Raw genomic sequence first — 11,777 nt, forward strand, 5'->3', positions numbered from 1 at the left:
GTCAGGGCGGACGGCTGTTGCGTTCGACTGTGACTGTCGCCAGGCATGGCGCGGTGACCTTTCCGCTTGCGGGTTCGCGTTTGATTGTCTGCAAGCGGGCGCAACATAGGAGCGCGCCTTGCCGTGTCAATCGCGGTGAGGAGGGAAAATGCCGACGAGCGGGCAAGATCGCGAGACTGTGATCACCGGCCGCCGTTCGACCAGGCAGACCAGGGTGGAATAGCCGTTATTTCTGCTTCAGCCGGCGCGAGAAGCGCAGCCACTTGTCCTCGACCGGCCTTGGGGCCGGCCTTGGCTGCACCAGAATGGTGGTGAGTTCGGCGGGCAGGGTCGGAACCAGCGGCTTCTTGGTGGCGACGCCGTCGGCGATCGCGACGATGCTGTGATAGAATTCGCTGCCGGTCATTGATCTCGGCGCCACCGCCTCGTGCATGACGGAGATCACCGTGACATCGGGGCAGTTGTCCTTGATGGCCTGGTGGAAGGCGACCTTGCCATCGGGGTCGAGCGCGCCGGTCGCCTCGTCGAGGAACAGCAATCCCGGCTGCTGCAGCACGATGCGGGCCACCACCAGCTTCTGTTTCTGGCCGCCCGACAGAACCTGGTCCCAGCTTTTGCCTTCGCGGCTTTCGCCGGCCATGTGCTCGATAAAGTCGCCGAGCCCCGCCTTGTGCAGCGCCGACGCCACCTGCGCATCGCCATGGTCGTGCTCGGAGCCGGGCAGGCAGACCAACTGTTTCAGCGACACAGGCTGCAGCTTGACCTCCTGGGCGGCATAGAAACTCTTGACGCCCTCGGGGAAGACGATGGTGCCGCGGCCATAGGGCCACAGGCCGTTGATCGCCTTGATCAGCGAGGTTTTGCCGCAACCGGACTCGCCTTTCAGGAAAGTCCATTCGCCGCGCCGGAAGCGCAGATTGGCGGCGCTGAGAAAGGGCGTCGCGTCCTCGCCCTGATGCGCCAGTTCGAGCTTCTGGATGGTCAGGCCGAAAACCGGGTTCTGGCTGGCATAGTGGAAGTCGGAGCGGCCGGTCTGGCTGTAGAATTCCTGCGGATGCTGGACATTCTCGATCGCATTGGCCAGCTCGGTGACACGCTGGCTGTTGGCGCGCAACGTGGCGATGGCGGGCATGACGTGGATGAACCACGAACACTGGCCGATCAGCGAATTGACCAGTTCGGAGCCGGTTATGTAGCCCTTGAGGTCGAGACCGTTGTGGATGAACGGCACCAGGCCCGGTCCGTAGGCGACAATGCGGGCACCGATGAAATTGTAGATCAGCTCGAACGACATGTAGACGGTGTTGACGATGTTCAGCCGCGTCCAGGTGCCGTCGATGTCGACATAAAGCCGGCCATGCATGGTCCTTTGCACGCCTTCGCCCTGAGACGCCGCGACGTGGAAGGACCGCCGCAGGAATGTCGTCAGCTCGCCGCGATAGCTGCCCTCGGCCTGCTGCATCCTGACATTGAGGCGCTCGAGCAGGCCGCCGAGCTTGACCGCGATCCAAGTGTTCAGCGGCACGTAGGTGGCGACGGCCAGGAAGGCGAGGATGGCGCTGCCATAGCTGCCGAGAAATTCCAGCCCCTTCACCTCGACGGAGTTTTCGAGCAGCTTCTGGCCGACGAAATAGAGCGATGTGGCAACGCCAAGCACGCCCATGGCGAGCCCGATGGCGCCACCGGTCATGTCCTTGATGGATTCCTGGACGCGCTGGTCGATGTTGTCGGGGGCCGGTGCGCCGCTGCCGGTCGACGCGTGCTGGGCATGGAAATGCGTATGATTGCCGTCCAGCAGCGCTTCATTGAAGCGGCTGTCCAGCCAACCGCGCCATTTGCGGTGCAACGTCGCCGAGACAAGGTTGCGGATGCCGGTGAAGCCAGCGTCCTTGAGTACGACCAGCAGCACGAGGACGCCGGCATTGACCAAAAGCGAGCGAAGCGGCGTGGTGTTGGCGGCGTCATGGAAGAAGGCGATGGAATTGACCAGTTCGCCCGAGGCTTCGGCGAACCAGACACCGGCCTTGCTGGACAACGCCGTGAGCAGCGCGATCACCAGCGTCAGCGTCCAGGCTTCCTTCCAGCGGTCGGAAACCCAGTAGGCCCGCATCAGGCCCCAGAAGCTGCGCATCGACGACACCGGCGTCAGAAGCGATCGCCCTGCGGCATCGCGAGGTGTTTTTTCCGGTACTGACTCTTGCGATGGTCTACCGACCCGAATCACTATCCCGCCCAAACCTTTTTTCTTTTGTTACGGATGGTAACACCAATTGATCATTTTCCATTAATTTAAAACCGGGCCGACCGGATTGCCCCGGCAGCCGTTGCCGTGAGGCAACAGATTACATGCTGAAATATAGCGACAACGGTTGGCAGAAAGCCAGATATTGCTTTTAATTTCAATCGCTTGATCTATCGAGTCGTGACGCTGGTGCGGCTTCCCTTAGGGAAGGCTTTCACACGGTTTCGTGAACTCGAAATCGTGTCGAGCGATCGGTTTTCTCACTGCGGACGGCCCAGAGAGCTCGAAAATCTGCGGCTCGTGACTCGCCAGGAATGCCGTGGTCGTCCCTGCCGGGGGCAGGAATTGACGGGAGAATCGATCGAGCGGCGCGTTCCGTCTTGTCGGGTCAGACAAGGGACTGCGTTTGACAATTCATCCGCTTGGAATTGAACCTTGCCCGGCATCGTCGACACTCATGCATGTCCGGTTCTCCAATAAGGAAGCTCCCAATGCTTGCACGCGCGGCCGCAATCCTGTCCCTCTTTGCCTTTGTACCTTTGGCGCATGCCGGCGAGCAAAGCATTCCGGCCAGCGCCGAGGGCCAGATCGAGTTCAACACGCCGTCCGGCAACATCGGCTGCATCTACACGCCCAAAGGCGGCACCGGCACCTATGAGCCGAGGGATGGCGGCCCGGAGCTGAGCTGCTCGCGCGTCGAGCCGAGCTACCTTACGATTATCCTGGGTCCAAAGGGGCCAGCAACGCTGATCAAGAACCCAGGCGAGCAGGGCTGCTGCAGCGATGTCGACAAGCTTGGCTACGGCAACAGCTGGAGCGCCGGGCCGTTCTCGTGCCAGTCGTCAACCAAGGGACTGACCTGCACGGCCACGAACGGCCATGGATTTTTCATCAGCAAGGCCAAGGCGACGGCGAAGTAACGTCTGCCGCCGTCGCGGTGAGGAGAGGCCGGCCGGCCTCAGCCGGCCTTTTCCAGTTCGCCTCGCGCCTTGGCAGCCGCCACCTGGCGAATGGCATCGGCCAGCGTATCGGCATCCTGCGCGCCCATGACGGCGTATTTGTCCTCGAGCAGGAAGCACGGCACACCAGAAATGCCCATGCGCGACGCGGTGTCGATCTCGGTGCGCACCGCCTCGACATCGGCCTCGGTCGGCAAAAGCGAGGCGACCACGGACGCATCCATGCCAGCCTCGCGCGCGGCTTCGACCAGCACGGCATGGTCGCCGATGTCAGCGCCTTCCTCGAAATTCAGCTGGAACAGCCGCCGTACAAGCCTGTTCTGAATGGCTTCGCCGGCGGCCCCTGCCCAGCGGATCAGCCGGTGCGCATCCAGCGTATTCGGCGCCACTTTGATGGCGTCGAAGGCAAAGGAAATGTCTTCCGCTTCGCCCAGCGGCTCGATGCGGTCGTGAATCTCGCGGATACGCTCGTCGCTGCCGAATTTTGCCAGCATGTATTCGCGCCGGTCCTTGCCTTCAGGCGGAATGGTCGGATCGAGCTGGAACGGCCGCCAGCGGACATGCACGTCGACATCGCTCACGGCGGCGATTGCCCTGTCGAGCCGCTTCTGGCCGATGAAGCACCAGGGGCAGACGACATCGGACACCACATCGACGGTGATGGCGTTCAATTCGCTCATCTCGATCTCCTGATCCCTCAGTTGGGTTTGCGCCACCATGTTGGCAGTTGATACCCGAATATGGGCGTCTTTTGCGGATGTTCCAGGTAGTTCCAGTAGGCGATCCATTGCTGCGTGTTGTACTGCATCGGCACCATGTAGTTGCCGGAGATCAGCAGCCGGTCGAGAACGCGAACGGCGGCAACATAATCCTCCTTGGAACGGGCGCGCAGCATCGCCTCGATTGCCGCGTCCACAGCCGGGTCGGCGACGCCGGCGAGATTGAACGAGCCTTCCGTCCGGGCGGCAGTCGAACTCCAGCGCCCGCTCTGCTCGATGCCGGGTGACAACGAATTGTTGAAGCCGCTCGATCCGACCAAGACCTCGAAATCGAAGCGCTGCTTGCGCGACTGGATCTGATCGCCGTCGAGGCTGCGAATGGTGAGATTGATGCCGATCTTCTCCAGCGTGCGCTGATAGATGCCGGCAAGGCGCTCCTCGTCCTGCGAAGCGGTCAGGATCTCAAAGCCGAAGGGTTTGCCTTCGGGATCAAGCATCGTTCCATTCTGCACGTGGTAGCCGACACTTTTCAAAAGATCGAAAGCTGCCTTCAAGACGCGCCGATCCTGGCCCGATCCGTCGGTCACCGGCGGCCGCCATGTGCCGTCCATGACATCGGCCGGCACGCGGACGGGGTAGGGCGCCAGAAGCGCTTTCTCCCTGTCGTCGGCCGGATGGCCGAGCGCGGAAAGCTCGGAATTCTGCCAGTAACTCATCGTGCGCGTGTATTTGCCGCCGAATAGGTTCTTGTTGGCCCATTCGAAGTCGTAGAGCATGCCGAGCGCGCGCCGCACGACCGGGTTGGCGAATTTCGGCAACCGCGTGTTGAACAGGAAACCGGTCACCACCGGCGGAATGCCGGTGTCGAAGGTTTCGGCGATCACGTCCCCCTTGTGGAAGGCCGGAAAATCGAGATCGCGCTCGCGCTTCACCGGATCGCTGTCGTCATCGATGGCGCAGAGGCCTTTCTTGAACGCTTCGAGCTTGGCGTTGGCGTTGAGGAAATACTCGATGGTGATCTGGTCGTAATTGTCGAAACCGCGCTTGGCGGGGACATCCTTGCCCCAATAGTCCGGGTTGCGCTTGAAGACGATGCGCTGGCCTGGCTGCACCTGCGCGATCGTATACGGACCGCTGCCGATCACCGGCTTGAGCGTCGTCCTGTCGAAGGTCTCCTTATCAAAGGCGTGCTTCGGGATGATCGGGGTCAGCGCGATGATCAGCGGGAATTCGCGATCGGCCTTGTCGTTGAAGGTGAAGCGCACGCTGTGGTCGCCGGTCTTTTCGAGCTTGGCGACCCTGGCCATACGGTCGCTGTAAGGCGGGCGGCCTTTGTCGGTGTAGACATCATAACTGAACAGCACGTCCTCCGGCGTCACCGGCTGACCGTCCGACCATTTGGCCTTCGGATTGAGATGGAACTCGATGCTCTTGCGCTCCGGATCCATGTCGGCGCTGTCGGCCAACAAACCGTAGAGCGTGAAAGCCTCGTCGGCATTGCGCTGCATCAACGGCTCGAAGACCAGATTGCCGAAGATCGTATCCATCATGCCGCGCGCCGTGGTGCGCAGGCTCTTGAGGATGAAAGGGTTGAGATTGTCGAAGCTACCGACGACGCAATAGGTGATCGAGCCACCCTTCGGCGCGTCGGGATTGACGTAGTTGAAATGCGTATAGTCGGGCGGCAGCGCCGGCTCGCCCTGCATGGCGATGGCGTGCTTCGGCTCCGATGCGACCGGCTGATGCGAAAGGGCGAGAAACGATATCGCGGTGATCAGCCAAACAAGAACGCGGCCCATGACCGTCTCCTTACTGGGCGGCTTGATGATTCGGACTGCACCCTAGCATGGCGCCACCGCGCTCCGGCCAGATACATCAGCCCAAATCGCACGGCCCAAATCGCACGGCCAAGAATCGCAGGCGCCGGGCTGGATTCGGCCTCGCTTGCAGTGTAACACGCCCTCCGAAGTCATTCTGTTGCCTCATTTCGGCAACAGGTAGCTGGACCACACGGCACGAAGAAGCCGGTCCCGGGATCATTTGAGAGGAAGTGCACGACATGACGAGCCTGAACAGCAACGCGTACCGCCTGTCGGTCATGGCCGCTGGCGTGGTCGGCTTTCTCGGCGCAGGACTTCCCGCCGCTTCCGCACAGCAGCAGCAGATTCCGCAAGGCTGGTTCAAGGCCTGCACCAAGCAGGAAGACGTCGACATCTGCAACGTCCAGAACATCACCACTGCCGGCAATGGCCAGCTGGTCACCGGCGTCAGCCTGATCGAGCTCAAGGGCAAGGTGAACCGCAAGGTGTTCCAGGTGACGGTTCCGACCGGCCGTCTGGTGCCTCCCGGCATCGGCCTGCAGATCGACACCGGCAAGGCGCAGAAGCTCGACTATGTGATTTGCTTCCCGGATCGTTGCGTGGCCGAAGTGCCGCTGACCGATCAGCTCGTCGCGGCATTCAAGAAAGGCCAGGCGATCACGCTGACTTCCGTCAATTTCCAGAACCAGCCCAATCCGATCAAGATCGCCCTGCAGGGCTTCAGCGGCGCCTATGACGGCCCGGCGCTGCAGCAGTCGGACATCGAGGACAGGCAGAAGAAGCTTCAGGACTTCGTCGCCAAGAACAACCAGGATTTCGCCAAGAAGCTCAAGGAAGAGCAGGACAAGGCGAAGACCGCCAACTGATCGGCCGATATCGCCGAGCCAACAAAAAAGCGGGGTTCATGCCCCGCTTTTTTTGTGATTGTCTTCCAGTAGGCTAATGCGTGGACTGCCGTTTCGGCTGGTAGCCGCCGTCCGGCCTCTTGTCGAACATCTCTTTGATCTGCGGATGCCGGACCGGCTCACCCGACTGATCCTCAAGCAGATTCTGCTCGGAGACGTAGGCGATGTATTCGGTCTCCGAATTCTCGGCGAGCAGATGATAGAAAGGCTGATCCTTGCGCGGCCGCACGTCGGCGGGGATGGCTTCGTACCATTCGTCGGTGTTGGCGAATTGCGGATCGACATCGAAAATGATGCCCCTGAATGGAAACAGCCGGTGGCGAACCACCTGTCCGATTGCGAATTTGGCTGTTTTCATCGTACTCACCACTGAATTCCTTGAGCTTATTTGGCGCAGACCGCGCATCAATTCAATCCCGAGGCGCTTGACGCCCTATTAAGCAACGGGCTAGCCCGGCGCCAGGGTTTCGGACCAGCATAAAAATGTCTGACGTCGTCGGTCTTGTTCTTCCATTCTTCGGCTTGATTTTTGTCGGGTTTCTGGTGGCGCGCATCACCAGGCAGCCGCTGGACGCGCTCGGCTGGATGAACACGTTCATCGTCTATGTCGCGCTGCCGGCACTTTTCTTCCAGCTGCTTGCCAAGACGCCGTTTGAAGACCTGACGGAATGGCGCTTCATCTTCGGTTCGGTCGTCTCGACCTTCATGATATTTTCCTTGATGTTCATGGGATCGGTCCTGACGTCGCGCGGCGAGATAGCGCAATCGACCATCAAGGCGCTCGCGGCCGCCTATGGCAATATCGGCTATATGGGGCCGGGGCTGGCGCTGCTGGCCTTCGGCGAGGAGGCGGCTGTGCCGGTCGCCTTGATCTTCTGTTTCGAGAACATCATGCATTTCGCCATCGCGCCCATGATGATGGCGCTGTCTGGCGACGAGAAGACCACTCCTCTCCGGCTTGCCCTGGGCGTCCTGCGCAAGATCGTGCTGCATCCGTTCATCATCGCAACCGCCCTGGGTGTCGGCGCCGCCTATATCGGCTTTCGACCGCCCGTGCCGGTGGAGCGATTTCTAGAATATCTTTCCCGTGCGGCCGCACCTTGCGCGCTGTTTGCCATGGGCGTCACGCTGGCGCTCAGGCCACTCAATCGCGTCCCGCATGAGATGGTTCCGATCGCGGCGCTGAAGCTGATCCTGCACCCGTTGCTCTGTTATGTCGTGCTGAGCTGGATCGGCAATTTCTCTGAGACATGGGTCTTCTCGGCGGTGCTTCTGGCCGCATTGCCGACCGCCACGAACGTCTTCGTCATCGCCCAGCAGTATGGCGTCTGGGTACAGCGAGCGTCGGCCAGTGTGCTGATCACAACCTGCCTGTCGGTCGTGACCGTTACCGGGCTGCTCTACCTGATCCGGCACAATATCCTAGCGCCGGACCTGTTTCCCTAACCCACCGGCAAGCGCGGCAAAACCACTGCCGGGACGAAGCCCCTCGCGCATGAAAAAAGCCCGAAGCGGCGCGAAGCCTCCGAGCACGCCGAGCCCGGCAACGCGGGCCATCTGCGCCGGCAGCATGTCGGAAAGCAGCGACATGTTGAGCAGGTTGACCGCGCTGCTGCGCGCCAGAATGTCAGGGCGGCGCTTGAAATCGTAGGCTGCAAGCGCCTTGGCTGCGCCCGGATCGGATCGATTTTCACAAGCGATTCCAATTAGATCGTCGATGTCTCTGATGCCGAGGTTGAGGCCTTGCGCACCAATCGGCGGAAACACATGGGCGGCTTCGCCGACCAGCGCCACCCGATCCCTTGCGAAACGCAGCGGCGTCACCGCCGATAGCGGGTAGATCTGCCGGCCCGGCTCGACAGCCACCCGGCCCAGCATCGACTGCATCTGCTGTTCGACCCGCTGAGAAAGTGTCGCATCGTCCAGCGCGGCGAGTTCGGTCGCGGTCTCGGGCTTGACCACCCAGACCAGGCTGGAGCGATTGCCGGGCAGGGGAACCTGCGTGAACGGACCGGTCTCGGTGTGGAATTCCGTCGAGGTGAAGGCGTGGTCGCCGCTGTGGCCGAAATTGAGGACGAGAGCTGCCTGCGGGTAGGACCGGGCCGAGGTCGAGATGCCGGCCGCCTGGCGCGCCGGTGACAAGCGTCCGTCAGCGGCGACCGCCAGCGATGCGTCAACCGAGCTGCCGTCGGCGAGGCCGGCACGAACATGCTCGGCATCGAGATGCCAGTTCGCCACCATCGACCTCAGCCAGTCGATGCCGGCGTGCGCGGCAACGGCGCTGGCGAGTGCCGGGGTGAGGACGCTGTTGGGAAGGTTCAGCCCGAATTCATCCTCGTCGATCTCGCTGGCGCGGAAGGTGACGACCGGGCTGCGGATCAGCCGGCTGGTGGCGTCGACGATGCGCATCACCTTCAAAGGCGCCGCCTTGGATATGACGGCTTCGAGCACGCCGAGCCGGTCGAGCACTTTCAAGGCAGGGTTCATCAGGGCCGTCGTGCGACCATCGGGGGCGGTGGCCTCCGGCCCGACCAGTGTCACCGGGAAACCTTCGGCGGCAAAACCCAGTGCCGCGATCAGCCCTGCCGGCCCCGTGCCGGCAACCAGTATCCGCGCAGTTTGCTGATGCTCCAAGATCGGCTTCCGGCTTGCAATGCGAGGCGGTCCACCCGACCTGCCGTTCGATCAGCATATAGGTCAGATCATGCCGCTTGATCAACGCGGCGATTCGGCCCATTCGGATGTCATGACCGGCCAGCAGGACGACTTCAGCCATCTCGACCGCGCCGGCCGCGCCATGGCCGGCATCGCGCGCAATCCCCGGGTCACGGTAAACGTCGTTGTCGGCGCTTGCATCCTGCTTGCATGGCTGTGTCTTGCGGCGATGGCAATCCGCGGGGCTGAAACAGGGATTGCGGGCGTCGGCGCCCCTGGCGACACGATCCTTCGCAGCCTGCCGCAACTGCCGCTGCCCTATTTCCTGGAACGGTTCTTTGTGCTGTGCCTCTCACCGGTGCCTTTGGACGCAGGTCTCGGCTTGCGGGCCGGCGCGCTCGTTTCGATGTGGTTCCTGATGGCGATCGCGACGATGCTGCCTTCGGCGGCGCCGATGATACGCACCTATTGCGAGATCGCTGACACGGCACGCATCAAGGGCGAACCGGTCGTTCACCCGCTGCTGCTGGTCGCCGGCTATCTCAGCGTCTGGCTCGCCGCTTCAATTGCGTTCGCGGCGCTGACCTTGGCCGTCCATGCATTCGCTTCGTCAGCCGGGATGCTCGATCCGGTCATCGGCATTGCCGGTGCGCTCGCTCTGCTGATTGCCGGCCTCTACCAGTTCAGCGGCCTGAAGGAAGCTTGCCTGAAGAAATGCAAGAACCCGTTCTCGATCCTTTTCGCGAGCTGGAGCGCAAGGCCCCTTAACATCTTTCGGCTCGGTGTCGCGCAAGGTCTGTGGTGTCTGGGCTGCTGCTGGGCCTTGATGCTGGTGATGTTCGCCGTTGGCGTCATGAACGTTTTCTGGATGGCGTTGATCGGCCTGTTCACCCTGATCGAAAAACAAACGGCCAGCAGGGTTCCAACCCGGCTGGCCGGTGCGATACTGCTTGTCTGGGCAGCCGCGCTGCTAGTAGTCTCGCTGTGAGTGGGGGAAAATCGATGGCAGACCAGAGCTGGGCGATGAAGGGAGAGCTCGTACTCTCCTGCAATTGCACGGTTTTTTGCCCTTGCGTGCTCTCGCTTGGCAATCATCCGCCGACCGAAGGCTATTGCCAGACATGGGCCGGGTTTCGCATCGATGCCGGCCATTTCGGTGAGGTCGATCTGTCCGGGCTCAATCTTGGGCTGATCATGGAAATCCCAGGCTATATGAGCCGCGGCAACTGGACCGCGGGCCTGTTCATCGACAGCCGCGCCTCTGTCTATGCGGTCAAGGCGCTGACAAAGATCTTCACGGGCAAGGCAGGTGGAACCACATCGCTGCTCTCAATCCTCGTCGGCAAATTCCTCGGTGTCGAGCAGGTGCCGATCACCTATGAGACGCGTGACAAAACGCGTATCTTCCAGATACCCAGGATTATCGACGGAGCGGTCACACCCATCCAAGGCAAGGACCGTGACAAGGATACGGTGATCAGCAATTCGGAATACTGGATCGCGCCCGAGATCATCGTGGCCAGGTCCGACAAGAGCAAGATGCGGGCTTTTGGCCGCAACTGGAATTTCGCCGGCCGTTCGGCCGAAATCTGCAAGCTGGATTGGCGGGGCCCGTGAGCAAGAACACAACGGCCAGGAATTTGGCAGCACGAAAAGCCGCCAAAAAGATCACGGACCGGATTCCGCGCCCGAAGAAGAAGGTCACCTGGCCGCAGGCGAGGGCGTTCTCCGTCCACCTTTTGACCGCCTCGGGGTCGTTCCTGGCCTTCCTGTCGCTCGTGGCGGCAAGTGAAGAGCGCTGGACCGCAATGTTCTGGTGGCTCGGGCTGGCCCTGTTCGTCGACGGCATCGATGGGCCGATCGCCAGAAAACTCGAGGTCAAGGAGATCCTGCCGACATGGTCGGGCGAACTGCTCGACAACATCATCGACTACGTGACCTACGTGCTGATCCCGGCCTTCGCGCTCTATCAGCGCGGCTTCATGGGCGAGGGCCTGTCATTCCTGTCGGCGGCGATCATCGTCGTTTCCAGCGCCATCTACTATGCCGACACCGGCATGAAGACGAAGGAGAATTTCTTCAAGGGATTCCCGGTGGTCTGGAACATGGTGGTGTTCACCCTGTTCGTCATCGAGCCCGGACAATGGGTTTCGTTCGCGGTGGTGGTGGTGGCCGGCGTCCTGACTTTCGTGCCGATCAACTTCATCCACCCGGTGCGGGTGGTGCGGCTGCGGCGCATCAACCTTGGGATGACCCTGTTGTGGTGCGCTTTCGGCGCGCTTGCCCTGGCCCAAGCGGCGCTCGCCGCCTTCTACGATCAGATCGGCGTGCTGGGCGAGCAGGTCAGCACCTTCACCAAGATCGGCATCACCATCACCGGGCTTTATCTTGCCTGCATCGGTGGCATCATGCAGTTCTTTCCCAATCTCGGTGCCAAAAAGGCCTGATCGGCCACTCCCACAGGGAGCCTGGCCCCA

At 61.6% G+C, this 11,777-nt stretch carries 11 protein-coding genes; 6 read left to right on the plus strand and 5 right to left on the minus strand.

Annotation, left to right across the window (positions count from 1 at the left end; all coding sequences use genetic code 11):
* Positions 1-226: 226 nt before the first annotated feature.
* Positions 227-2,131 (minus strand): ABC transporter ATP-binding protein/permease, encoded by a 1,905-nt coding sequence (locus AC0L2D_RS18485; RefSeq protein ID WP_473541822.1) that lies wholly within the window; start codon positions 2,129-2,131, stop codon positions 227-229.
* 602 nt (positions 2,132-2,733) lie between these two features.
* Between AC0L2D_RS18485 and AC0L2D_RS18490 the strand changes: the two genes are divergently transcribed.
* Entirely contained in the window at positions 2,734-3,162 is a 429-nt protein-coding gene (locus tag AC0L2D_RS18490; protein WP_024503284.1) for a hypothetical protein, read from the plus strand.
* A gap of 38 nt (positions 3,163-3,200) precedes the next feature.
* On the opposite strand, the gene AC0L2D_RS18495 is transcribed toward AC0L2D_RS18490, so the two are convergent.
* Both AC0L2D_RS18495 and AC0L2D_RS18500 read right to left on the minus strand, forming a co-directional pair.
* The gene (locus AC0L2D_RS18495) at positions 3,201-3,881 is read right to left on the minus strand and encodes a DsbA family oxidoreductase (RefSeq protein WP_473541824.1); all 681 of its coding nucleotides are present in this window, start codon (positions 3,879-3,881) and stop codon (positions 3,201-3,203) included.
* Between the two features lie 17 nt (positions 3,882-3,898).
* Positions 3,899-5,719 (minus strand): extracellular solute-binding protein, encoded by a 1,821-nt coding sequence (locus AC0L2D_RS18500; protein WP_473541826.1) that lies wholly within the window; start codon positions 5,717-5,719, stop codon positions 3,899-3,901.
* 260 nt (positions 5,720-5,979) lie between these two features.
* Here AC0L2D_RS18500 and AC0L2D_RS18505 point away from each other — a divergent pair, with 260 nt between their 5' ends.
* Positions 5,980-6,606: an invasion associated locus B family protein gene (locus AC0L2D_RS18505; protein ID WP_473541827.1), complete on the plus strand. Its 627-nt coding sequence runs from the start codon at positions 5,980-5,982 to the stop codon at positions 6,604-6,606.
* Between the two features lie 73 nt (positions 6,607-6,679).
* Here AC0L2D_RS18505 and hspQ read toward each other — a convergent pair whose 3' ends face one another.
* Entirely contained in the window at positions 6,680-7,003 is a 324-nt protein-coding gene (hspQ, locus tag AC0L2D_RS18510; RefSeq protein ID WP_027161605.1) for a heat shock protein HspQ, read from the minus strand.
* A gap of 125 nt (positions 7,004-7,128) precedes the next feature.
* Between hspQ and AC0L2D_RS18515 the strand changes: the two genes are divergently transcribed.
* A complete protein-coding gene (locus tag AC0L2D_RS18515; RefSeq protein WP_024503280.1) occupies positions 7,129-8,091 on the plus strand; it encodes an AEC family transporter in 963 nt (320 codons plus the stop codon).
* On the opposite strand, the gene AC0L2D_RS18520 is transcribed toward AC0L2D_RS18515, so the two are convergent.
* The gene (locus AC0L2D_RS18520) at positions 8,068-9,279 is read right to left on the minus strand and encodes a UbiH/UbiF family hydroxylase (protein ID WP_473541829.1); all 1,212 of its coding nucleotides are present in this window, start codon (positions 9,277-9,279) and stop codon (positions 8,068-8,070) included. The genes AC0L2D_RS18515 and AC0L2D_RS18520 overlap by 24 nt on opposite strands.
* A 70-nt stretch (positions 9,280-9,349) precedes the next feature.
* Between AC0L2D_RS18520 and AC0L2D_RS18525 the strand changes: the two genes are divergently transcribed.
* From AC0L2D_RS18525 to pcsA, 3 genes are read left to right on the plus strand one after another with little or no spacing between them, the layout of a single operon-like run.
* Complete coding sequence (locus AC0L2D_RS18525; RefSeq protein WP_473541831.1) at positions 9,350-10,288, plus strand: DUF2182 domain-containing protein; 939 nt, start codon at positions 9,350-9,352, stop codon at positions 10,286-10,288.
* 14 nt (positions 10,289-10,302) lie between these two features.
* Positions 10,303-10,917, plus strand: coding sequence for a DUF1326 domain-containing protein (locus AC0L2D_RS18530; protein ID WP_013531653.1), 615 nt, complete (start codon positions 10,303-10,305; stop codon positions 10,915-10,917).
* Between the two features lie 23 nt (positions 10,918-10,940).
* Positions 10,941-11,747, plus strand: a complete 807-nt coding sequence (gene pcsA, locus AC0L2D_RS18535) for a phosphatidylcholine synthase (protein WP_024503276.1) — start codon at positions 10,941-10,943, stop codon at positions 11,745-11,747.
* Positions 11,748-11,777: the final 30 nt, after the last annotated feature.

Source organism: Mesorhizobium sp. WSM4833, from assembly GCF_055811095.1.

What these genes read in the sequence shown, in the direction of transcription:
- AC0L2D_RS18485 (WP_473541822.1), bottom strand. Translation starts at nt 2,131, where the DNA reads ATGCGCAGCTTCTGGGGCCTGATGCGGGCCTACTGGGTTTCCGACCGC.
- AC0L2D_RS18490 (WP_024503284.1), top strand. Translation starts at nt 2,734, where the DNA reads ATGCTTGCACGCGCGGCCGCAATCCTGTCCCTCTTTGCCTTTGTACCT.
- AC0L2D_RS18495 (WP_473541824.1), bottom strand. Translation starts at nt 3,881, where the DNA reads ATGAGCGAATTGAACGCCATCACCGTCGATGTGGTGTCCGATGTCGTC.
- AC0L2D_RS18500 (WP_473541826.1), bottom strand. Translation starts at nt 5,719, where the DNA reads ATGGGCCGCGTTCTTGTTTGGCTGATCACCGCGATATCGTTTCTCGCC.
- AC0L2D_RS18505 (WP_473541827.1), top strand. Translation starts at nt 5,980, where the DNA reads ATGACGAGCCTGAACAGCAACGCGTACCGCCTGTCGGTCATGGCCGCT.
- hspQ (WP_027161605.1), bottom strand. Translation starts at nt 7,003, where the DNA reads ATGAAAACAGCCAAATTCGCAATCGGACAGGTGGTTCGCCACCGGCTG.
- AC0L2D_RS18515 (WP_024503280.1), top strand. Translation starts at nt 7,129, where the DNA reads ATGTCTGACGTCGTCGGTCTTGTTCTTCCATTCTTCGGCTTGATTTTT.
- AC0L2D_RS18525 (WP_473541831.1), top strand. Translation starts at nt 9,350, where the DNA reads ATGCCGCTTGATCAACGCGGCGATTCGGCCCATTCGGATGTCATGACC.
- AC0L2D_RS18530 (WP_013531653.1), top strand. Translation starts at nt 10,303, where the DNA reads ATGGCAGACCAGAGCTGGGCGATGAAGGGAGAGCTCGTACTCTCCTGC.